The sequence below is a fragment of the Rhodococcus sp. NPDC019647 genome, assembly GCF_044389235.1.
Taxonomy (GTDB): Bacteria; Actinomycetota; Actinomycetes; order Mycobacteriales; family Mycobacteriaceae; genus Rhodococcus_F; species Rhodococcus_F oxybenzonivorans.
Genome location: NZ_JBIRXS010000005.1, coordinates 244,167 through 266,093 on the forward strand (window position 1 = coordinate 244,167; position 21,927 = coordinate 266,093).

A 21,927-nucleotide genomic window follows, 5' to 3' on the forward strand; every position below is an offset into this window, starting at 1 on the left:
CGAGGTCAAGCGCTGGGGTGCCGAGCGTGCTCCCTACCTCGCGATGTCGACGACCACCCTCGTCGGTCCCGACAAACTCGACACCGTGAACGGCAGGTCGGGGCGCGTCACGCCGATGAACGATTGGGTGACACCTTCGAAGACGAGGGCACCGTTGACCTCGGTCACCACCCCGCCGGGCTCCCCGGGCAATGGGTTCGGACCGGCATACCCTTCCACGCCGCTGTCGAAGGGATATGCGGAGCCGTCGATCAGCACTTGGAGAATTCCGTTGCCCGACATCGGGATCGACCTGCCGCTGCCGTCCTGAACGGCCTCGTCGACGTACTCGACCCGCCAGCCCGGCGTGCCCGTTCCGCCGAGTTCGTAGACCACTCGATCGAAGCCCTCGTGCCGACCGATCCGGATGTCGGTCACCGTCAGTTTCGCCGGACCGGACGCCTCGGACGACTTCGGCGACGCGTCGGTCGGGACCGTCGATGCGTCGGGTTCGAGTGCGGTGCTCGTGGTCGCCGCGGCGGCGGGTGACGTCGCCGCGACACTGCTGGCGGAGTTCGACTCCGAACATCCGGTGAGTGTCAAGGCCAGCGCGCAGGCGGCGAAGACGGCGACGGGGCCGATCCGGTGGTTGTTCATGTTTCGATCGTAAGCCGGAGGCGATCAGACAGGTGGGAGCCGCCGCCCCGGCTTAATTACTGAGAGGCCGGCCGCACGTGCGTCGAGATACAGCCAGCGACCGTCCACGCGGACGAAACGGCTGTTCTCGTGGAGCGAGCCGCGCTCGCCGTCCAACACGAAATGGGCCCGGAACTCGACGGTGCCGGCGGTGTCGAGGAGTCCGCCGCCGCTCGACCCGAGGATGTCGAGCCGGGTCCACCGCTGCGCGGGATCGAGGTCGAGGCCGTCAGGCCGGGTGCTCGGATGCCAGGTTGCCAGGAGATAGTCGGCGTCGAGGACGGCGAAGGCGCTGAAACGGGACCGCATGAGCCGCTCGGCGGTCGGGGCGGTGGCCTCGCCGCGGTGGAACCGTCCGCAGCAGTCGTCGTACGGCTCACCGAGAAGGCAGGGGCATCGACCGGTCACGACTCCAGTATGGATGGTGCTCACACCAGCTTGTGGCTGCGGTCCTTCCAGTACGGTGCACGTAGTTCCCGTTTGAGGATTTTCCCCGTCGGATTGCGCGGCAGCATCTCGACGACGTCGATGCTGGTCGGGCATTTGAACTTTGCCAGACGCTGGTGGGTGTAATGGATCAGCTCGTCCGGGTCGGCGACGGTTCCCTCGACGGGGACGACGATCGCCTTCACAGTTTCGCCCCAATGCTCGTCGGGCACACCGATCACCGCCACCTCCGCCACCGCAGGGTGTTCGACCAGCACCCGCTCGATCTCGGGCGAGTAGACGTTTTCGCCGCCGGTGATGATCATGTCCTTGAGACGGTCCTCGATGTAGACGAATCCGTCCGCGTCCGCGCGCCCCATGTCGCCGCTGCGGAGCCACCCGTCGGCGGTGATCGCCTCGGCCGTCGCCTCGGGTTTGCCGAGATAGCCCGGCGTCCGCTGCTCCGTGCGCCACCATAATTCGCCGGTTTCCCCGGGAGCGACGTCCCGGGTGGTAACGGGGTCCACGATGCGCATCTCGACGCCGGGAATGGGCTGTCCCGCCGACGCCATGCGTTCGACCTGCGTTTCGTCGCGGTGCACCTCGGGGAGGAGGGCTGTGACGACACCGGCGCATTCGGTCATCCCGTACACCTGGACGAATTCCGTCCTGGGCCAAGCAGCCAACGCGCTCCGGAGTAGCGGCAGTGGCATCGGCGCCGCTCCGTACGTGATGCGGCGGAGCGCGCCGAATGCGGCGAGGGCCTGTTCGCCTGCGGCCAGGACGCCCGCGATCACCGGCGGAACGAGGAACGCGATAGTGGCTCCGGCGGCAAGACCTGCGAACAGTGACGGGGCATCGGCATCGCGAGCGACATGGCATCGAGCGCCGGCGTGGATTCCCATGATCGCGTAACAGCTACCACCGACGTGAAAGAGCGGCATCGCGACGAGGAAGCAGTCGTCCTCCCGGGCGGGAAGCACGGCGAGTGCGTCGACGTTGTGGGCGTTCAGGTTGCGGTGCGTCAGCTGCACTCCCTTCGGCTTACCGGTGGTTCCGGAGCTGTAGAGAATCAACGTCGTCGACTCGGGATCCACGACGGGCGGCCGCCACAACGGGGACGCCTCCGTCAACCACGGCTCGAATTCGTCGTGCTCACCACCGACGGTGATGAATTGCTCGATACCGGTCATCCGATCGCGCAGCGCCATGACCTGTTGCAGAAACTCGTTCCCGACGAAGAGGATTCGGGCATGGCAGTCGTTGATCACGTAGTCGAGTTCCTCGCCGGCGAGCCGCCAGTTGGGAACCGCGGTGGCCGCTCCGAGCACACCCGCCGCGTAGGTCACCTCCAGGCAGGAGAGGTGATTTTTGTCGAGAAAGGCCACCGTGTCTCCCTGTCGTATTCCTCCTTCCGCCAGAGCTCCGGCGATCTGCAGAATGCGGTCGCGCCATTCGGACCACGTGTACGCGCGATCCTGGAACTGCACGGCGATGGTGTTCGGTCGGAACTGCGCCCAGTGCGCGAGCCGGTCGAAGATGATTCCGTTCGCGGCGTCCGACATGCGCCCACCTCTCCTGTGTGACATCAGTCACAAGGTTAGTGGCCGGGGGACGGCTCAGGACGGTTTTGCCCTCACCCGGCGGAAGCGGCCGGCCTGCGTGCGCCGGTGCGGCGAAACGCGGCGCCGGCGACTATTCCGACCACGATGAGCGCGATCGCCAGCCAGTCCGGGTCATTGTCGGTGACGAGCATGGCGATTCCCACGCCCATCACGAACGGTGGCAGGAACTCGAACAGTTTCAGGAGTGGTGGTGCCACTTCTTCCGGTTCTCCGGGTTCCCGCGGCGCCCGCGCAGTCGCCACATCCGGATACCACTCGGTGAAGGACAGGGCGAACAGCAACGCCCCGATCGGAATGATCCAGCCCGTCCAGAAGTTGTCCGGTTGCCCCAGCACCGCGTCGCCGAACAGCCCGGCCGCCGCCGATACCGTGAACGACAGGGCCCACACCAGTGTGATGCGCTGGTTGATCGCCAGGAAGAGCGGTGAGCTCCAATACTCCTCAGGTGTGGTCTCTTTCGCGTACGGCAGGGTGAACGGGTTGCGCAGCAGCAGTGAGCCGAACGCGAAAACGACCAGCGCAAGGCTCGACATTTCACCCGACCACGTCTCCAGCCACGTGATCACCGTGTCGGAGGCGAACAGTCCGATAGCGGCGAGGCAGCCGAAGTAGACGATGTCGAACACTTCGAGGGGTTTGAGGGTTCCACCCCGGCGATGGCTGAGAAACAGGAACAGGATCGACAACGCGAGAGCGGCGGCGACCGATTCCTCGAACCGTCCCGGACCTGACAGCAGCGACATCACGATCCACGGAGTCAGTCCGGCGAAAGGCGACTGGAGGAAGGCGTCGACGAATCGCGCGCCTGCTCTCGGCTTAGGGGACTCGGTGGTCATGAGCTTCTCCTTCGCGCCGGTGTGTCCGAATTCTCTCAGCCCGCCTCTCGCGCTGCTCAGGTTTCCGCGGTGCCGGTCCACGATCGTCGTCCGCGAAAGATCAGGGTGGTCCCCGATGGCGGCCCGACCCACCTCTCGACAAGATGGTGGAGTGCGCCCCGCGCGCCGGCCCGACCCGTCACCACGGGGTGGGGCCGTCACGGAAGAAACGAAAGGCGATCATGAGCACGCATGCCCCCGCTGTCGCTGCCCGTGCTGTCGAGCTGTCGAAGACCTACGGCACCGGCGACACCCAGGTCCACGCGCTCAGCGCGGTATCCGCGGAGTTCGCCCGTGGTGAGTTCACTGCGATCATGGGCCCCTCCGGGTCCGGTAAGTCGACGTTGATGCATTGCCTCGCCGGGTTGGACTCGGCCAGTTCGGGTTCGGTGCTCATCGGCGACACCGAGCTGACGACGCTGTCGGACAAGCAGATGACGCAGCTGCGCCGCGACCGTATCGGGTTCGTCTTCCAGGCGTTCAACCTGGTGCCGACCCTCACCGCTCTCGAGAACATCACGCTTCCGCTCGACATCGCGGGCCGGGCCCCCGACGCGGTGTGGTTGAACAACGTGCTGGACAAACTGGGTCTGCAGGACCGCCTCGGGCATCGCCCCGGCGAGTTGTCCGGCGGACAGCAGCAACGGGTGGCATGCGCCAGGGCGCTCGCCGGACAGCCGGAGATCATCTTCGGTGACGAGCCCACCGGAAACCTCGACTCGAAGTCCTCGGGGGAGGTGCTGTCCATCCTGCGTGCGGCCGTCGACGAGTTCCACCAGACGGTCGTGATCGTCACGCACGATCCGCGCGCGGCAGCGTACGCCGACCGGGTGGTGTTCCTCGCGGACGGGAAGATCGTCGACGAGTTGAGAGATCCGACCGCCGATTCGGTCCTCGACACGATGAAGCGGCTCGACGAGCCGGCATCGGTATCCGGCGGCGCCCATGCACTCGCCACGGACGCGGTGGTCTGACGGTATGGCGTCCACCTCTCGCGCTCCCATGCGCAAGGTTTCTCTGCGCAATCTCGCCGCCCACAAGGTGCGGCTCGCCCTGACCGTCCTCTCCGTCGTCCTCGGCACCGCCTTCGTCGCCGGGTCCTTCGTCTTCACCGACACACTTCAGAAGACCTTCGATTCGATTTTCGAGAACACCGCCCAGGGCGTCGACGTCCGGGTGTCGAGCGCCGAGGAGAACTCGCGCGGTATTCCACTCGCGGACGTGGACACGGTCGTCGCGGTCGACGGAGTCCGCAAGGTGGCGCCCTCGGTCAGCGGACAAATCGTGCTCATCGGCTCCGATGGCGCTGCCGTGCAGACCGGGGGAGCGCCGAGCGTCGGGGAGTCCTACCTGCCGCCGGACCAGGCGCTGGGTGAGGCCGACGAGTACCTCGAGGGCACTCCGCCGGCCGAGGTCGGCCAGATCGCGGTCAACGCGAGCGCCGCCGAGCGCGCCGGTCTCACCGTCGGCGACACCACGAAGGTCCTGGTCCCTGCCCGCGGCATGGTGGACGTGACGGTGTCCGGCATCTATTCCACGGGCAACGACACCGGTGGCTTCCTCAGCGCCACGTTCGTGGACTCCCAGGCGCGTGAGCTGTTCACCGACGGAGAGCACGTCGAGTACCTCGATGTCGCCGGAACCGGTCTGTCGCAGGCTGATCTGCGGGACCGGATCGCCGCGGCCCTTCCCGATGCCCAGGTGCAGACGGGCGACGAGGTGCGCGAGGAGACCAAGGCCGAAATCTCGGAGGCACTGAGTTTCGTCAACTATTTCCTGCTGGCATTCGGTGCAATCGCCCTTCTGGTGGGCACCTTCATCATCTACAACACGTTCTCGATGATCGTCGCTCAGCGACTGCGCGAGCTGGCCCTGCTTCGTGCAATCGGAGCCAGCCGTCAGCAGGTCGGCCGGTCGGTGGTCTTCGAAGCACTCGTCGTGGGAGTGATCGGCAGTGCGATCGGAATCGCCGCCGGGATCGGCCTGGCCTACGCTCTGCGCACAGTGCTCAACGCGTTCGACCTCGGCCTGCCCGAGGGGCCGCTCCAGGTCGGACCACGGACCATCCTCGTCGCCCTGGTGATCGGTGTCGTCGTCACGACGGTCAGTGCGTACGCACCGGCCCGTCGAGCGGCCAAGGTTCCGCCCGTGGCAGCGATGCGTGAGGAATTCGCGTCCACCGGGGATTCGCTGCGGATCCGGACGATCGTCGGTGCGGTGCTCGGCGCGCTCGGTGTGGTGGGCCTCGTCGTCGGTTCGCGAGGGACGGGAGGCGGTGCGGCCGCAGTGGTGGGTATCGGTGCCCTGGGCCTGATCCTGGCCGTGCTGTTCGCCGCGCCTGCACTGTCCCGGCCGGTGGTCGGTGCACTCGGCGCCGTCCTCGCGAAACCGTTCGGGCCGGTCGGCAGGCTCGCCCGCACCAACGCCGTCCGTAATCCTCGGCGCACGGCCGCGACTGCGTTCGCCCTCACGCTGGGACTCATGCTCGTTTCGGTGATCGGCGTATTCGGGTCTTCGGCCAAAACGGGCGTCAATCAGCTCGTCGACGTGGGAGTGACCGCCGACTACATCCTCACCGGACCCAACCAGATCGGTGTCCCGTCCGGCGCGGCGCGCGCCGTCCGGAACCTCGACAGCGTCCAGAGTGCCACCGCTCTGCACCCCGTGTCCGTCACGGTCGACGACGAAGCAGAGCAGGGCGCCTCACTCGAAGGTCCCATCGACGGGGTGCTCGACTACACCCTCGTCGAGGGCGCCGCCGACCTCACGGCCAATCACCTGCTGGTCTCCCAGACAGCGGCCACGGACAAGGGCTGGACCCTCGGTTCGACGGTTCCGATGAAGAGCGCCGACGGCAAGGTCGTCGACGCGCAGGTGGCGGGAGTGTTCGAGGACAACCAGCTGATCGGGGAGTGGGTGGTGTCCGACGACGTGTATCGCCAGGTGATGCCCGCCGCAACCCTGCCGGCCTTCACCGTGCTGATCGACGCGAAGCCGGGAACAGACCTGACGCAACTACGGTCAGACCTCGAGGCCGCGACCAAACAGTTCGTCGTGGTTCAGGTGCAGGACCGAGAGCAGTTCAAGGGAACACAGGGTGCTCAGATCGACACCCTCCTCGCCATTCTCTACGGACTGCTCGCCCTCGCCGTCGTGATCGCGATCCTGGGAATCATCAACACGCTCGCCCTGTCCGTGGTGGAGCGACGCCGCGAGATCGGCATGCTCCGGGCCGTCGGAATGCAGCGTGCGCAGATGCGTCGCACCATCTACCTGGAGTCGATGCTCATCGCGGTGTTCGGTGCCGCGGTCGGGGTGTTGCTCGGAATCGCTTTCGGGTGGGGCTTCGTGAGCACGTTGAAGGATCAGGGGCTCGAGCAGGTGACGGTGCCGTGGGGGCAGGTCACCGCCATGCTCCTCGGATCCGGCGTGGTCGGGGTGCTGGCAGCGTTGTGGCCCGCGAGCCGGGCAGCACGCACTCGCCCGCTCGAGGCCATCGCCGACCTCTGACCCGTGAGCATTTGATATGACTGGTGCACGGAATGTGATGGCGATCATGTGGGTCGCGTCGGCAGATTGGGCGGGTACGGGACAGTGCAGAAGATCGTCATCGTAGGAGCGGGTCTGGCAGGCCTGCGCACAGCTGAGGAACTCCGACGGGCGGGGTACGCGGGTGACCTGGTACTTCTGGGCGGTGAGCCACACCTGCCCTACGACCGGCCGCCGCTGTCGAAGGAGGTGGTGCGTGGCGAGAAGAGCGACACCACCCTCAAGCCGCGGGAATTCTTCGACGAGAAGAACATCGAACTGCGGCTCGGTGTCGTAGCGGCCTCTCTCGATCCGGAATCCCGCATCCTGAGACTCGCGGACGGCTCCGAGGTGGCCTACGACGAACTTGTGATCGCCACCGGCCTCGTGCCACGCCGCATCCCCGGTCTACCGGAACTGGCCGGCATCCACGTTCTCCGTTCCATCGACGAGTGCCTCGCGCTGCGATCGGACATGGCCGATGCCCGGCGTGCGCTGATCGTGGGCGCCGGTTTCATCGGTTGCGAACTCGCGGCCAGCATGCGGGCCGGCGGGCTGGATGTGGTGCTCGTCGAGCCGCAACCGACACCGCTCGCGTCGATCCTGGGCGAGAAGATCGGTGGCCTGGTGGCGCGACTGCACGTGGACGAGGGCGTCGATCTCCGGGCCGGGGTCGGCCTGCAGTCGTTGACCGGGACAGATCGGGTCACCGGGGCTGTGCTCGGTGACGGCAGCGAGGTGACCGCCGACGTCGTCGCGATCGGTGTCGGCTCGGTGCCGGTCACCGGTTGGCTCGAGGGGTCGGGCGTCGAACTGGACAACGGCGTGGTCTGCGACGATGTCGGCCGGACAGCGGTTCCGCACGTGTGGGCCGTCGGCGATGTGGCCGCGTGGCAGCTGCAGGTGGGCGGCCGCAAACGCGTCGAGCACTGGAGTAACGCCGGCGAGCAGGCCAAGCTTCTCGCCGGTGCGCTGACCGGGACGGGGAGTGGAAGTCCCGCGGCGCACGTGCCGTACTTCTGGAGCGACCAGTACGACCTCAAGATCCAGGCGTTGGGCGCCGTGGCGGGCACCGACGTGGTGCACGTGGTCAAGGACGACGGACGTAAGTTCCTCGCGTATTACGAGCGCGACGGCATCCTGTCGGGAGTCGTCGGCGCCGGGATGGCAGGAGCGGTGATGAAAATGCGCGCCAAGATCGCCGCCGGCACACCGATCGGTGAGGTTCTCGAGGCCGCGTCGGCGTAGGGCGGTTCGCGAGGACGCGATAGATTCGACCGGTGATTGTTGCGCTCATCGACTCGGGCCTGGGGATGCTGCCCACTGCGTTGTGGCTACGCACGAAGCGGCCGGAGCTGAACCTGATGCTCGCCCTCGATCCGGATGGAGCGCCGTGGGGCCCCAAACCGGAACAGTGGGTGATCGATCGAGTCCTCGAGACCGCGCAGCGCTGCCTCGACCGCGGTGCACAGGTGATCGTGCTGCCGTGCAACACGGCGAGTGTCACCGCACTCGAGCACGTGCGGGAGTTGGTCGGACCGGGTGTCCCGGTGATCGGTACGGTGCCGGCGATCAAGCCCGCGGCCGCTGCCTGTGACTCGGTTGCGATCTGGGCGACAGCGGCCACCACGGCGAGCCGGTACCAGGCCGATCTGATCGAGCGTTTCGGCAACGGAAGTTCCGTGGTGAGCATTGCCTGTCACGGGCTGGCCGAGGCCATCGACCGGGGCGAGCGCGAGGCGGCCACAGCAGCCATCGCTTCGGCCGCAGCACGCACCCCCGACGATGTGGGGGCAGTGGTGCTGGGATGCACGCACTACCCACTGGTGGCGGACGAGATCGCGGCAAGTCTCCCCGCGGGAGTGCAACTGTTCGACAGCGCGGAAGCGGTAGCGGCGCAGACCATTCGCCGCATCGATGCACTCGGTGAGGCGGGTGACGGTGAAGGGGCACACCACGCTCGTACCGGCTCCGTCGAGGTCTACCTGAGTGGTCGACCCGGCAGCCTCCCCGAGAGCGCGCGTGCGTTTCCGGTCGGCCGACTGCTCACAGCGGGCGCGTCTCAACCCAGCTGAACCATCCCGGCGGCCACCACGCGCGCCACATTGTCCAATTCGTCGCCGTACCTGCGTGGCAGGTCGTCGAGGTCGTGGAGACGGTCATTGCCCGCCATCGAGAACATGGCAGCCACCCAGGCCGTTGCGCACGCGCGCAACGTGCCCGGTTGCACCGGATACGGCGAACTCGCCTGCAGGAGCCGTTCGGTGATATCTCTGAGGTAATCGCGGAACCGCCGCAGATGAGCGCGAACATCCGGGTGGGTCTCGGCCTCGCGCCAGATGATCAACCGCATCACCGACGAGTGGTGGTCGCGCAGATTCAACGCGGCATCGAGGTTCACCAGGCTCGCCGCCGGATCGCCTGGACTCACGAGGGGACTGACGTCACGAAACGGTTCGGTGGGCAGCCGTTCGGACAGCAACGCCAGGAGGATGTCGGTCTTTGCGGGGAAATAGTAGAACACCAAGCCTTTCGGGACGTGGGCGGCCGAGGCGATGGAGGCGGTGGATGTGGCGTCGAATCCGTGTGTCGCAATAAGGGATTCGGCGGCGTCGAGGATCAGCTCCCGGGCATCGCCATCGATCTTCGCGCTACGCCGTCGCCGTCCTTTGCGGGGTGGGGGAACGCCGGGTATTCCGAGATGAGGTGCGTGCATGAGCCTTTTCCGGACGTGAACGGCGGGGCGAAGGCCGGGGCGGCGATGACTTCGCCGGATCCACGTTCCTTCGCCCCGCTCGAATCGGTGTTCTCGGTATGCGGCACGGATCAGTGATGGGTGGCAAGCCCTCCGTGTCCGTGCATCCGGGAACTCATCACCGGCATTGCCGTGACGGCCACGACCACCGCGAGCACGCCGACCACCCACGCGGTCCACGACGCTCCCCGGAGTCCGTCGAAGTTCATCACCCAGGGGGAGAGGAACAGCAGAACACCGAAGATGCCCATGGCGTATTCGGCCATCGTGAAATCCGGACGGAACATGTGGACCAGACCGGACAGCGCTATGAGAGCGCCCAGCACGATCAGGGACCACCGGGCGGCATTATTCGTGTCGAGCCACAGCGGCGAGAGCGCCGCGAAGACTCCGATCACGATGGCCGCTATATCTTGCATGCGACTCCACGACTTCATGTCCAGCCTCCTCGGAACGGATTGTGTCCACCTCGAGTACACGCCTGATTGACCGCCCGATCAATATTTGCGTCGTTGCAGTCCAGTAACGTCAGCCGCTGGTCAAAGCCATTTCGTAACCATTCTCGAGGGTGTCGGTGGCGTGTGGGACAGTGCGTTGGTGACCTCCACTGCGCGCGACGTGATCCAGGCACTCGCTGAACTGGCAGACGAGAAAGTCGCTGTCGGATCCGCGCGCTTTTTCAAGACCGGACCGGGTGAATACGGGGAGGGCGACGTATTCATCGGTGTGCGGGTTCCGGCTACCCGGGGGGTGGTGCGCCGGCACCGCGATCTCGAACCGCCCGAGGTCGAGACCCTGCTCGACAGCCCCGTGCACGAGCACCGTCTGGCCGGCCTGCTGATTCTGGTGTCCCAGTGCACGGCTGCAGCCAGCGCCGGCGAGGACGCCGTGGTCGAGAAGGTGGCCCGCTTCTACCTCGACCTCGTGTTACGCGGACGCGTCAACAATTGGGACCTCGTCGATTCCTCCGCCGATCACATCCTCGGCACCTGGCTTGTCGAGAAACCACGGGACCTGATATTCCGACTGGCCGCGGATGACGACCTGTGGCGCCGGCGCGTGGCTCTACTCAGCACGTTTGCGTTCATCCGGCGAGGGGACGCGTCGACCACGCTGGAGGTGGCGCAGCGGGTGCTCGGTGACCGACGGGATCTGACCCAGAAGGCGACGGGGTGGATGCTGCGGGAGGTGGGGAAGCGGGTCGACCGCGCTCTGCTCACCGATTTTCTCGACCGCAACGCCGCCGTGATGGGCCGGACCGCGCTCAGCTATGCCTGCGAGCACCTGACGGCCGAGGAGCGAGCCGCCTACCGTGCGCAGCGCTGACCGTGCCGCACGCGATACCGCTACATTCGGTGGCATGACCCTCGCCGATCCCCCTAGTCGCCGCCGCCGCACGGGGTCGGTCCTCGTCGGCGTCCTTGCCCTCGCAGCCGTGCTGGCAGTCGGGGTGTGGTGGTGGGCGCCGACGCGCTACCTGCCCTGGGACACCGCAGACTTTCCTGCCGTGGACAGGTCCGCGTTGTCGCCCCAGCAGGCGACGATCATCGACCTGCTCGAAACCGAGCACAGCCGGCAGCGACCGGGCACCTTCTACTCCGAGGGAGTGGAGGAACCCTGGTGTGCCGACTTCGTCAGCTGGATCATGCGAGAGTCCGGTCGGCCCCTGTCGAACCCCAATTCGGGACATTGGCGCATTCCTGGGGTGTACACGCTGCAGGAGTACTACGAATCGCAGTCCCGGTTCGAGGAGGTCGGTAGCGGATACCGGCCCTCGGTCGGCGACGTGGTGCTCTACGACAACACCAGTTGGGTCGGTCAGCACACCAACTTCGTCGTCGCGGTGGACGACGACACCGCAACGACGGTGGGAGGCAACGAGTTCGGCCGGGTGCGCGTGCACACCGTCGACTGGTCGAGCGACTCCGCAGTGGTTGGATTCGGCCGGCTGGAGTGAGGGGCGCGGCCGACGGGTGTCAGAACTCGATCTTCAGATGGTCCGTGACGGGCCGGGCCTGGCAGCCGAGGATGTAGCCGCTCTCGATGTCTTCCGGGTCGAGGATCTCGCTGTTCTCCATCTCGACCTCACCTTCGAGTACCGTGCAGGCACACGATCCGCACTCGCCCTCCTGGCAGGAATAGGGCACGTCGATACCTTTGGCGAGCATGATTTCCACCAGCGTCTGCTTGCGGGGCCAGCTGAGATTGTGGACCTCCCCGTCGAGTTCGACCTCCACTGTGGCGGCGTCGGCCGCTTCGTCGTCGGTGACCTCGATGACATCGGCGTCGCGGAAGGGGTCACCGGCGAGTGAGTTGAATACCTCGGCGTGCACCTGGGTGCGCGGCATGCCGGCGTCAGCGAGCGCCTTGTGGATGGTGTCCATGAACGGAGTCGGTCCGCACATGAACGCCTCGTGCCCGACGTAGGGTGCGACAGCGGAGGCGAGCTGATCGACGCAGGGGAGGCCTTGAACGGTCTCGAGCCAGTGGATCGACACGAGGCGGCTCGGGTACCGGCCGGCGAGTTCCCGCAACTCTTCGGCGAAGATGACCGACTTCTCGTCCCGGTTGGCGTAGAAGAGTACGACTTTGCCGGACCCTTCCGTGAGGGCGGCCTTGAGTATCGAGATCACCGGCGTGATGCCACTGCCTGCGGCAAACAGCAGGAAGTCGTGGTCGAGGGACTTCGGGGTGAACACACCCGACGGCGGCAGCACCTCGAGGGTGTCACCGACGGCGACGTGGTCGCAGAGCCAGTTGGACCCGTATCCGTCGGAGGTGCGCTTGACCGTCACCTTGGGTGCGTCGTCGCTGAACGGTGAGCTGGCCAGCGAGTAGCACCGCGCGACCGAGCCGGTGCGGTCACTGGGTATGCGCAGGGTGAGGAACTGACCGGGTTTGTAGGCGAACTTCGCGGCGAGGTCGGCGGGGACGTCGAAAACCAGCGACCGGGAGTCGGACGTTTCCTCGACCACTTCGGACACCGTGAGCACCGCTGATCGTGAGCTGTGCGGCACCTCGACAGTCGTCATCGCGTGTGTAGTCCTCTCCATGATTCGCAGCGTCGAAACGCTCCTGCATCTGCCTCAAATATAGAACAGGTTCTAGTTTTTGCCTAGCGGGTCGCTCCAGCGTAACGAGCCCCGCCCTGACCGGTTCGGCCCGTGCCCACCTGGCCGATCGGAGAGTTCGTGCGCCGCAGTCGGACGGTTCGGGCCCGCAGGTCTGTGACGAGTGCCCGAAGTGAGTCACAGTGAATCTCAGCTGAGACGCCGATCACACCGGCAGACGGTTTTCCTTCCACCGGCAGCTCAGTTTCGACACCGACAACTTCGAGGAGACGGCCATGGCCATCGAGCTCAACCAGATCTGGGACTTCCCCATCAAGGAGTTCCACCCCTTCCCGCGGGCACTGATGGGAGTGGGCGCGCACGACATCATCGGAGTGGAGGCGAAGAACCTCGGGTTCAAGAGGACGCTGCTCATGACCACCGGTCTGCGCGGTTCGGGAATTATCGAGGAACTGGTCGGCAAGATCGAGTACCAGGGCGTCGAGGTGGTGCTGTACGACAAGGTGGAGTCGAATCCCAAGGACTACAACGTGATGGAGGCCGCGGCCCTCTATCAGAAGGAGAAGTGCGACTCGATCATCTCGGTCGGAGGTGGCTCCAGCCACGATGCGGCCAAGGGCGCTCGAGTGGTGGTCGCGCACGACGGTCGCAACATCAACGAGTTCGAGGGATTCGCGAAGTCGACCAACAAGGAGAACCCGCCGCACATCGCCGTCTCCACCACTGCCGGTACCGGTTCGGAAACCTCATGGGCGTACGTCATCACCGACACGTCCGACATGAACAACCCGCACAAGTGGGTCGGCTTCGACGAGGCGACCATCGTGACGCTGGCGATCGACGACCCGCTGCTGTACTACACCTGCCCCCAGCACTTCACGGCCTACTGCGGATTCGACGTACTCGCCCACGGCAGTGAGCCTTACGTGTCCCGTCTCGATTTCGCACCGTCTCTGGGCAACGCGCTCTACTCCGTCGAGCTAGTGGCGAAGAACCTGCGGGAGGCGGTGTTCGAGCCGCGCAACCTGAAGGCCCGTGAGGGAATGATGAACGCGCAGTACATCGCCGGGCAGGCATTCAACTCCGGTGGTCTCGGCATCGTGCACTCCATCTCGCACGCGGTCAGTGCGTTCTTCGACAGCCACCACGGTTTGAACAACGCGATCGCCCTTCCCCGCGTGTGGGAGTACAACCTTCCCTCGCGGTACGAGCGCTACGCGCAGTTGGCAGGGGCGTTGGGTGTCGACACCCGGAACCTCACCACGGTGCAGGCCGCGGACGCCGCCGTCGAGGCCGCGATCCGGTTGGCCAAGGACGTCGGTATCCCCGACAACTTCGGGCAGGTCCGCACCGACTCGTACGAGAAGAACCAGATGAACACCAAGAAGTACGAGGGCCGCGGCGACACCATCCGGGGCGACGAGAAGACTATCCGCGCCATCTCCGAGCACATCCAGGGTGACTGGTGCACGCCCGGAAATCCCCGTGAGGTGACGGTCGAGTCGATGGTGCCCGTCGTCGACCACGCGATCAACAGCTCGTACTAGCTCCACCGAACTCGCGTCCGGGGCGGGCGTGTCCCAGCCTTTGCCCCGTGTCTCGGCCTGGCCCCGCCCCGGACGCGTTCCCACGACCGACACTGCTGACGAAGGACGGAAGCCGCACTATGACCGCACCGCACACCGCTCCATCCCTGGCGGATGTCCGCTTCGCCGATGGAATCGAACTGAAAGCAGCCCTGCGCGAAGTCGACTACATCGCCGACGACGAGTTCTCGGTCGTCGTACACCTGGCGACCGCGCTCGACCGGCCGCTCCTCCTCGAGGGCCCCGCCGGTGTCGGGAAGACGGAGTTGGCGAAGTCCCTGGCGGAGGCCGCGGGCCGCAGGCTCGTCCGGTTGCAGTGCTACGAAGGTCTCGACGACAACCGTGCACTGTACGAGTGGGATTACGCCAAACAACTGCTGCACGTGCAGATGCTGCGCGATCGGCTCAGTGATCAGGTGGCCGCGTTCGACGACGTCGCCGACGCGTCGAGGTTTCTGGCGGCGCAGGATTTCGGTCTGTACTCGGAAGCATTCCTGTCGGTACGGCCGCTACTCGAGGCGATCCTGTCGCCGGAACCTGTGGTGCTGCTCGTCGACGAGGTGGACCGCACCGAGGAATCGATGGAAGCGCTGCTGCTCGAAGTTCTCGCCGAGGGACAGGTCACCATTCCCGAGATCGGCACGTTCACCGCCCGTTCTGCGCCGTGGGTCATCCTGACCTCCAACGACACTCGCGAGCTCTCGCCCGCCTTGAAACGGCGCTGCCTCCACTACCACCTCGACTACCCGACCCCCGAACGTGAGCGGGACATCGTGACCGCCCGTGCGCCCGAGGTGGAATCGGCCGTCGCGGCGGATGTCGTCGAACTTGCGCGGACTCTGCGCGCACTACCGTTACGCAAGAGCCCGTCCATCGCTGAGGTCATCGACGCCGCCCGCGCCGCGGTGGTGCTGAAGGCGACCGGTGTGGCGATCACATCGCAGTCGGCGATCCGCGACATCCTCCTCGCTGCGCTGCTCAAGTACACCAGCGATGTCGATCTTGCTCGCGGCCGACTCGACGGCGTGGCGAACCCGGCCCCGGCGCCGGCGCCGGAGGCTGACGGTAGAGAGCGCGTCACCGTCGCATCCCGTCCGGCCAACACGACCACAGCGGTGTTCCGCGGACACGGCGGCCGCGACCGCGGTGGCATCGGCGTCGGCAACGGCCGTACTGCGAGGCGATGACGATGTCCGCGGTCCGAGGCGCGCCGGCGCCCGAGTCGCAGCTCCTCGATGTGCTGGCGGCGTCGTTCGGCGCACTGCTGCGCCGGTACGGTGTGGCAGCGTCTGCGGCGGAGGTGATCGACGTCCGGCGTGTGCTGGGGCTCGTCGGCGCACGGCAGCCGGACACCACGCGGGCCGCGCTGCGCGCGGTCTGCGCCAAGTACCGCTACGAGCAATCGGGATTCGACCGGGCCTTCGACGTGTTCTTCGGTGCTGTCGCCACGGCCGCCCCCGATCTCCGCGCACCGTCCCGAACCGAGTTCGCGGAGGGGCTTCCCACTGCCCTCCAGGTTGCCGACAACGTCGACACGGCCCGCTATGCCGAATACAACGAGCGCGCCGCGGAAGTCGGCGACCACTTCGATACGCCGGAGGCCGAGAAGGGTTTCAATCCTCACAAGGATGACGACGACGTCAGCATGACGTCGAGCGATGCCGAACTGTCCGTCGACTCCGAGGCCGATTCGGGCCGACGCGGCGTCACCTACACCGTCGACGTCTCGCGGGCGGCGAGTACTGCCGTCGGTGACCTGGCGACGTCGACGAGTGGCGCCGTCGTGGGGTCGCTGTCCTGGGACGATCCGGCGTCGATTCTGGCGTGGCTCGACGCCTACGACCCCAGCGCGGTGTACTCGGACTCCGGTGTCGACGAGCCGCTGACTGCTGCCCAGTTGAATCGTCTGGCAGACGCAGTCGAGGCGTTCGTCGGAGCGCTGGCCGACGCCCGGGACGCCGCCGGGCAGGCCGCTGCGGATGTCCCGACGGCGGACGGCCAGGGTTCGGCGGTCTCACGCGCCGAGGTCAATCAGGCATGCCACGAGATCCTTCGGCGGATGCGTGGCCCCGCGCGTCCCCGTCCGAGGGAGCTGACCGCGGGACGGCTGGACATGCGGCGCACGGTCCGTGCGAGCCTGCGGACCGAGGGCGTGCCCTTCCGCTTGATGGTGAAGGCGCCGCGTCCTGACCGCGTACGTGTGCTCGTTCTCGCCGACGTCTCGCTGTCCGTTCGACCGGTCACGGCCTTCACCCTGAGGTTGGCGCAGGCGATGCACCGCCGCGCGAGTCGATGCCGAGTCCTGGCATTCGTGGACAGGCCCGTCGATGTCACGGACACACTCCTCGCGGGTGGAGACGACGACGCACTCGCTGCCGTGCTCGCCGATCCCCGCATCGATCTCGAGGCGAGCAGCGACTACGGCCGGGTGTTCTCCGAGGTCCTCACCGCGTTCGGCAACGAGGTTCACTCGCGCACCTCGGTGCTCGTCGTGGGTGACGGAAGGGGCAACGGATTGCCACCGGGCCTCGACGAGTTCGCCGCTCTGCGGAGAAAGGTGCACCGCCTCGCGTGGATTACGCCGGAGCCCGAGCGGTACTGGGATCAGGCGTCGTGCGCGATGCCTCGGTACGCCGAAGTCTGCGACCGAGTGGTAGTTGCGCGGGACGCGGTCCAACTGTTGGCCCGCGCCGCCGAACTGGGTCACGCGTTGCGATGAACGGCCCCCGCCGAGTGTGCCTCCGATACCGTGGCCGGGGATATCCTGAGGGCACGTCATCGAGAGGTGAGCGCATGGTGCCGACGGCTGAAGATCCCTCGAGACCCAGCGCGATGTGGCGTCGAACGTCGCGACGGAGTTGGCAGCGGCTGGATTCGAGGAGGCGCACGAGATCGGGCACGGCGGCTTCGGGGTCGTCTACCGGTGTGTTCAGCCGGAGCTCGACCGCACGGTGGCGGTCAAGGTCCTCACCGCCGAACTCGACCAGGAGAACACGGCGCGGTTCTTCCGTGAGCAGCGGGCCATGGGCAGGCTGACCGGACACCCCAACATCGTCAATGTCCTCCAGGTCGGTGTCACCGGAAGCGGTCGTCCCTACATCGTGATGCCCTACCACCCGCAGGATTCACTCGACGCCCGGATCCGGAAGAGCGGTCCGCTTCCACTGGGCGAGGTCCTTCGGCTCGGTGTGAAGATCGCGGGGGCTCTGGAGACGGGGCACCGCCTCGGCATCCTCCATCGCGACGTCAAACCCGCCAACATCCTCCTCACCGACTACGGCGAACCCGCGTTGACCGACTTCGGGATCGCGCACATCTCCGGGGGATTCGAAACGGCGACCGGAACGGTGACGGGATCGCCGGCGTTCACGGCACCCGAAGTTCTGCGGGGCGATCCGCCGAGCCCGGCCTCGGACATCTATGGCCTCGGCGCCACGCTGTTCTGTGCGGTCACCGGTCACGCGGCGTTCGAACGCCGGAGCGGGGAGCAGGTCATCGCACAGTTCCTCCGGATCACCTCGCAACCCGTCCCGGATCTGCGGGAGAAAGGCATTCCCGAGGACGTGAGCGCGGTGGTCGCGCGCGCGATGGCGGCCGACCCCGCTGACCGACCCGCGACCGCTGCGGAACTCGGTGACGCGCTGCGGCAGATGCAAGCAGACAATGGACTCCCCGTCGACGATATGGCCGCCCCGCGGGATGCGCCCGGCCGATCGCAAGTGAGGTCCCGTCTACCAGCGCAGCCCACGGCACATTCGCTGATCGGCGCCGACGGTAACCTGCCACTCGAACTGACCAGCTTCATCGGTCGGCGACGCGAGCTGACGGAGGCGAAGGCGAAGCTGTCCGATGCGCGCCTGGTGACCCTGACGGGCATCGGCGGTGTCGGGAAGACGCGTCTCGCGCTCCGTGTGGCCGCCGACGTCCGACGCGGATTCGCCGACGGCGCGTGGTTGGTGGAACTCGGAGAATTGCACGACGAATCCCTTCTGGTCGACGTCGTCGCGGCGGCCCTGGGCCTGCGGGACGGGCCGGCGAGTTTGTTGAAAGACACCCTCGTGGACTTTCTGGCCACGCGCCGGATCCTGCTCGTATTCGACAACTGTGAACAGGTGGTCGGCGCGGTCGCGAGACTGTCCGAGAGCTTGCTTCGTAGCTGTCCGGATCTGCGGATCCTGGCGACGAGCAGGGAACCCCTCGGGATCGGCGGAGAAGTCGTGCTTCGGGTTCCCCCGCTGACCGTCCCCGACTCGGCCCGCCCCCCGTCCCTTCAGGCAATGCCCCGGTACGACGCAGTCACGTTGTTCGCTGACCGCGCCGCCGCCGCGGTGCCGGGCTTCGAGCTCACCGAGGAGAACACGGAGACAGTGGCGCTGATCTGTCAGCGACTGGACGGTTTGCCACTCCCGATCGAACTGGCGGCAGCGCGGCTGCGGGCCATGTCGGCCGAGCAGATCCTGCGTCGCCTGACAGACCGTTACGCTCTGCTGACCCTCGGCAGCAGGGGCGCACCCACGCGGCAGCAGACTCTGCGTCTGTCGATCGATTGGAGTTATGAGCTCTGCAGCCAGCAGGAACAGCAGTTGTGGGCGCAGCTGTCGGTGTTCGCCGGGAGTTTCGAACTCGACGCGGCCGAAGGCGTGTGCGCAGGCCCTCCCTATGCCGAAGACTTGCTCGATACGGTCACCTCGCTGGTGGACAAATCAATCCTCATCCGTGAGGAATCGGCCTCGGTGGTTCGGTTCCGCATGCTCGAGACACTGCGTGACTACGGCAGCGAAAAGTTGACGGAAGCCGGCGAAGCCGACCGGCTGAGGCGGCGGCACCGGGACTGGTACCTGCAGTTGGCCGAAACTGCGAAGGCGGAGTGGATCAGCCGCGAGCAAGTGACGTGGATGCGCCGCCTCGCTCGCGAGCAGCCGAACCTGCGGGAGGCGATGAAGTTCTGTCTGACCGAGCCGAATTCGGTGTCCGGGTTGCGATTCGCGACCGCCTTGTTTCTGTTCTGGCTCTCCCGAGGCATGTTCAGCGAGGGCCGCCACTGGCTCGACCGTTTCCTGGAGACCTCGCCGGTCGAGGTCAGCGAGGAACGGGTCGCGGCGCTGTACGGAAACAGTGTGCTGGCCGAGGCCCAGAACGACGTGGCTGCCGGGGCGTCGCTGGTCGCGGAAGGGAAGACGCTCGCGGCACAGACGGACAACGTCGTGATCCGCGCGCACATCTCTCATGCCGAGGGTGTGCTGAAGTTGTTCACGGGTGATCTGCCCGGCGCGCTCGAGTGTTTGGAATCCGCCCTCGAAGTGTCCGGGGACTGTGGCCGGCCGGCCCTGCACATCGAGGTCCTGGACTCGCTCGGCACCGTCAGGACACTGCTCGGAGACTCCGCTCGGGCGATCGAGTATTACGAGCGGGTCCTCGAGATCACCGAATCGACCGGCGAGTCGATGTACCGATCGCACACGATGTGGGCGATGGGCGTAGCCGTGTGGCGTCAGGGTGATGTCCGGCAGGCATCCCGATATGTCGAGGACGGGCTCGCATTGGCCAGGCGGGTCGACAGCGCGGTCACCCTGGCAACCTGCCTGGAAACGTTGGCGTGGTTCGCGGGCGACCACGATCCACGACGCGCCGCGATTCTGATGGGAGCGGCGGAGTCGGTCGCGAAATCTACGAGAAGCTCCACGGTGCTGTTCCCCTATTTACTCGTCTATCACGAGGAGTGCGAACAGCATGCGCGCAGTGCCCTCGGAAGAAAGGAATATGAGTCGGCGTGGGACGAGGGCAGGACGCTGGCCGTCGACGACGCTGTGGCGTTCGCTCTAGGCGAGCAGTCTCCCAAGCGTCCTTCCTCTTCGCGCGCCGGCGCCGACCTGACGAAACGAGAGCGAGAGGTTGCAGACCTGGTGGCCGAGGGCTTGACCAACAAGCAGATCGCTGCCCGGCTCGTGATTTCACCTCGCACCGCGCAGGGGCACGTCGAACACCTTCTCGCCAAGCTCGGCTTCGCCTCTCGGACTCAGATCGCGGCCTGGGTCGTGGAGCAGGGTCGGACCTGATCACGGCTGCTGCCTACCTACCCGATCGGGTAGGTGCCGGACCTGCCCTTCGGTCAGTGTGCGCGTCCGTCCCTGCCCGTAGAGTCGAGGTTCAGCGCTTGTAACCTGGATCACATCACGGGGGCGTGGGAGGAGTGTCGTCTTGTCTGTGTCGTATCCGGTCACCCGCACCACCGCTACCGACCGGCTGGTCAAATTCCATGCACCGGAAATCGTCTTCGGTATCGGGTCGATGGTCGAGGCCGCGCACGCCGTCCTCCGCCTCGGCGGCTCGCGGCCGATGCTGGTCACCGACCCCGGGTTGATCGACGCCGGCTGGGCGGCCGAACTGCAGGACCAGCTCCGGGAACAGGGACTGACGCCCGTTGTATGGAGTGCGTTGACGCCTAATCCGAAGGATCACGAGGTCGCGGCCGGCCACGAGGCCTACCAGGAAGGTGGATGCGATGTCTTGATCGCGCTCGGAGGCGGTTCGGTGATCGATGCCACCAAAGGAATCGCGGTGCTCGCCGCGAACGGGGGCAGCATTCTCGACTACGAAGGGGTGGATCAGGCGACCAGTCCGATCCCTCCTCTGGTCATGGTCCCGTCCACGTCCGGCACCGGTGCCGACGTGTCGCAATTCTGCATCGTGACGGACACGGCCCGAGGTACTAAGATCACGATCATCGGCCGCGCGCTCGTTCCCGACGTCACCGTGATCGATCCCCGCCTGCTCACGACCATGCCGGAGTGGCTCAATGCGGCCACCGGGCTCGACGCGCTCACACACGGCATCGAGGCGTTCGTCTCGCTGGCGCACAACCCGCTTACGGACCATCACGCACTTCGCGCGATCGGGCTGGTCACCGACACCCTGGTCCACACCATCGAAGACCCGCTGGAGATGGAGCCGAGAGCGGTCATGGCCCAGGCGAGCCTCGAAGCGGGCTTGGCCTTCACCAACGCCATTCTCGGTGCGGCGCATGCCATGAGCCATCAGGTCGGTGGACTGCTCGACCTGCCGCACGGCGTGATCAACGGTGTCCTGCTTCCACACGTGATTCGGTTCAATGCGGCCAGCGACGCTGCCCCGTTCGTGGCGATCGCGGCGGCACTCGGACTGGAGGAACATCGCGGAACCCCCGAGGAAGCGGCCCTCGCGGTCGCGGACCGAGTGGAGCGTTTGGCTCGGGAGGTCGGTGTGCCGCGAGGACTGGGGCAGTTGGGTGTGCGTGAAACCGACCTTCCGCGGCTCGCGGAGTTCGCCCTGCGGGACGCCTGCATGTCCACCAATCCGCGGACGGCCACACACCAGCAGATGGTGGCACTTTTCCGGACTGCGATGTGA

18 protein-coding genes are annotated in these 21,927 nt (G+C 66.4%); 11 read left to right on the top strand and 7 right to left on the bottom strand.

Annotated features, from left to right (window positions below; all coding sequences use genetic code 11):
* Positions 1-33 precede the first annotated feature (33 nt).
* From ACH49N_RS13760 to ACH49N_RS13775, 4 genes are all read right to left on the bottom strand, one after another.
* Positions 34-636 (bottom strand): hypothetical protein, encoded by a 603-nt coding sequence (locus tag ACH49N_RS13760; protein ID WP_159925505.1) that lies wholly within the window; start codon positions 634-636, stop codon positions 34-36.
* Between the two features lie 24 nt (positions 637-660).
* On the bottom strand, positions 661-1,107 hold the full coding sequence (locus tag ACH49N_RS13765; RefSeq protein ID WP_159925507.1) for a YchJ family protein: 447 nt from the start codon (positions 1,105-1,107) through the stop codon (positions 661-663).
* Positions 1,104-2,666 carry a long-chain-fatty-acid--CoA ligase gene (locus tag ACH49N_RS13770; protein ID WP_317767945.1) on the bottom strand — a complete coding sequence of 521 codons (1,563 nt, stop codon included), beginning with the start codon at positions 2,664-2,666 and terminating at the stop codon, positions 1,104-1,106. The genes ACH49N_RS13765 and ACH49N_RS13770 overlap by 4 nt, the downstream gene beginning before the upstream one ends.
* A gap of 71 nt (positions 2,667-2,737) precedes the next feature.
* Entirely contained in the window at positions 2,738-3,562 is an 825-nt protein-coding gene (locus tag ACH49N_RS13775) for a hypothetical protein (RefSeq protein WP_317767946.1), read from the bottom strand.
* A gap of 221 nt (positions 3,563-3,783) precedes the next feature.
* Here ACH49N_RS13775 and ACH49N_RS13780 point away from each other — a divergent pair, with 221 nt between their 5' ends.
* The 4 genes from ACH49N_RS13780 to ACH49N_RS13795 all read left to right on the top strand — a co-directional run bounded on the left by ACH49N_RS13780 (position 3,784) and on the right by ACH49N_RS13795 (position 9,204).
* Positions 3,784-4,575 carry an ABC transporter ATP-binding protein gene (locus ACH49N_RS13780; RefSeq protein WP_109331726.1) on the top strand — a complete coding sequence of 264 codons (792 nt, stop codon included), beginning with the start codon at positions 3,784-3,786 and terminating at the stop codon, positions 4,573-4,575.
* A 4-nt stretch (positions 4,576-4,579) separates the two neighbouring features.
* Positions 4,580-7,111 carry an ABC transporter permease gene (locus tag ACH49N_RS13785; RefSeq protein WP_159925513.1) on the top strand — a complete coding sequence of 844 codons (2,532 nt, stop codon included), beginning with the start codon at positions 4,580-4,582 and terminating at the stop codon, positions 7,109-7,111.
* A gap of 84 nt (positions 7,112-7,195) precedes the next feature.
* The gene (locus ACH49N_RS13790) at positions 7,196-8,377 is read left to right on the top strand and encodes an FAD-dependent oxidoreductase (RefSeq protein WP_317767947.1); all 1,182 of its coding nucleotides are present in this window, start codon (positions 7,196-7,198) and stop codon (positions 8,375-8,377) included.
* 32 nt (positions 8,378-8,409) lie between these two features.
* On the top strand, positions 8,410-9,204 hold the full coding sequence (locus tag ACH49N_RS13795) for a glutamate racemase (RefSeq protein ID WP_159925517.1): 795 nt from the start codon (positions 8,410-8,412) through the stop codon (positions 9,202-9,204).
* Here the strand turns inward: ACH49N_RS13795 and ACH49N_RS13800 are convergent.
* Positions 9,192-9,845 carry a TetR/AcrR family transcriptional regulator gene (locus tag ACH49N_RS13800; protein WP_250768771.1) on the bottom strand — a complete coding sequence of 218 codons (654 nt, stop codon included), beginning with the start codon at positions 9,843-9,845 and terminating at the stop codon, positions 9,192-9,194. The genes ACH49N_RS13795 and ACH49N_RS13800 overlap by 13 nt on opposite strands.
* Positions 9,846-9,955: 110 nt before the next feature.
* Positions 9,956-10,321 carry an SPW repeat protein gene (locus ACH49N_RS13805; protein WP_201453447.1) on the bottom strand — a complete coding sequence of 122 codons (366 nt, stop codon included), beginning with the start codon at positions 10,319-10,321 and terminating at the stop codon, positions 9,956-9,958.
* Between the two features lie 157 nt (positions 10,322-10,478).
* Between ACH49N_RS13805 and ACH49N_RS13810 the strand changes: the two genes are divergently transcribed.
* Both ACH49N_RS13810 and ACH49N_RS13815 read left to right on the top strand, forming a co-directional pair.
* Positions 10,479-11,210 (top strand): DNA alkylation repair protein, encoded by a 732-nt coding sequence (locus ACH49N_RS13810; RefSeq protein ID WP_201453653.1) that lies wholly within the window; start codon positions 10,479-10,481, stop codon positions 11,208-11,210.
* A gap of 34 nt (positions 11,211-11,244) precedes the next feature.
* Entirely contained in the window at positions 11,245-11,841 is a 597-nt protein-coding gene (locus ACH49N_RS13815; RefSeq protein ID WP_159925523.1) for a CHAP domain-containing protein, read from the top strand.
* Between the two features lie 19 nt (positions 11,842-11,860).
* Here ACH49N_RS13815 and ACH49N_RS13820 read toward each other — a convergent pair whose 3' ends face one another.
* Positions 11,861-12,916 (bottom strand): ferredoxin--NADP reductase, encoded by a 1,056-nt coding sequence (locus ACH49N_RS13820; RefSeq protein ID WP_159925525.1) that lies wholly within the window; start codon positions 12,914-12,916, stop codon positions 11,861-11,863.
* A 314-nt stretch (positions 12,917-13,230) separates the two neighbouring features.
* Between ACH49N_RS13820 and mdo the strand changes: the two genes are divergently transcribed.
* From mdo to ACH49N_RS13845, 5 genes are all read left to right on the top strand, one after another.
* Positions 13,231-14,502, top strand: a complete 1,272-nt coding sequence (gene mdo / locus ACH49N_RS13825) for an NDMA-dependent methanol dehydrogenase (protein WP_317767948.1) — start codon at positions 13,231-13,233, stop codon at positions 14,500-14,502.
* Between the two features lie 119 nt (positions 14,503-14,621).
* The gene (locus ACH49N_RS13830; RefSeq protein ID WP_317767949.1) at positions 14,622-15,728 is read left to right on the top strand and encodes a MoxR family ATPase; all 1,107 of its coding nucleotides are present in this window, start codon (positions 14,622-14,624) and stop codon (positions 15,726-15,728) included.
* A 2-nt stretch (positions 15,729-15,730) separates the two neighbouring features.
* Positions 15,731-17,260, top strand: a complete 1,530-nt coding sequence (locus ACH49N_RS13835) for a VWA domain-containing protein (RefSeq protein WP_317767950.1) — start codon at positions 15,731-15,733, stop codon at positions 17,258-17,260.
* A gap of 115 nt (positions 17,261-17,375) precedes the next feature.
* Entirely contained in the window at positions 17,376-20,597 is a 3,222-nt protein-coding gene (locus tag ACH49N_RS13840; protein ID WP_358272908.1) for a protein kinase, read from the top strand.
* Between the two features lie 142 nt (positions 20,598-20,739).
* Positions 20,740-21,927, top strand: coding sequence for an iron-containing alcohol dehydrogenase (locus tag ACH49N_RS13845; RefSeq protein WP_358272910.1), 1,188 nt, complete (start codon positions 20,740-20,742; stop codon positions 21,925-21,927).

Coding starts and splice junctions, on each gene's coding strand:
- ACH49N_RS13760 (WP_159925505.1), bottom strand. CDS start 636: ATGAACAACCACCGGATCGGCCCCGTCGCCGTCTTCGCCGCCTGCGCG.
- ACH49N_RS13770 (WP_317767945.1), bottom strand. CDS start 2,666: ATGTCGGACGCCGCGAACGGAATCATCTTCGACCGGCTCGCGCACTGG.
- ACH49N_RS13775 (WP_317767946.1), bottom strand. CDS start 3,562: ATGACCACCGAGTCCCCTAAGCCGAGAGCAGGCGCGCGATTCGTCGAC.
- ACH49N_RS13780 (WP_109331726.1), top strand. CDS start 3,784: ATGAGCACGCATGCCCCCGCTGTCGCTGCCCGTGCTGTCGAGCTGTCG.
- ACH49N_RS13785 (WP_159925513.1), top strand. CDS start 4,580: ATGGCGTCCACCTCTCGCGCTCCCATGCGCAAGGTTTCTCTGCGCAAT.
- ACH49N_RS13800 (WP_250768771.1), bottom strand. CDS start 9,845: ATGCACGCACCTCATCTCGGAATACCCGGCGTTCCCCCACCCCGCAAA.
- ACH49N_RS13805 (WP_201453447.1), bottom strand. CDS start 10,321: ATGAAGTCGTGGAGTCGCATGCAAGATATAGCGGCCATCGTGATCGGA.
- ACH49N_RS13815 (WP_159925523.1), top strand. CDS start 11,245: ATGACCCTCGCCGATCCCCCTAGTCGCCGCCGCCGCACGGGGTCGGTC.
- ACH49N_RS13820 (WP_159925525.1), bottom strand. CDS start 12,916: ATGACGACTGTCGAGGTGCCGCACAGCTCACGATCAGCGGTGCTCACG.
- mdo (WP_317767948.1), top strand. CDS start 13,231: ATGGCCATCGAGCTCAACCAGATCTGGGACTTCCCCATCAAGGAGTTC.
- ACH49N_RS13830 (WP_317767949.1), top strand. CDS start 14,622: ATGACCGCACCGCACACCGCTCCATCCCTGGCGGATGTCCGCTTCGCC.
- ACH49N_RS13835 (WP_317767950.1), top strand. CDS start 15,731: ATGTCCGCGGTCCGAGGCGCGCCGGCGCCCGAGTCGCAGCTCCTCGAT.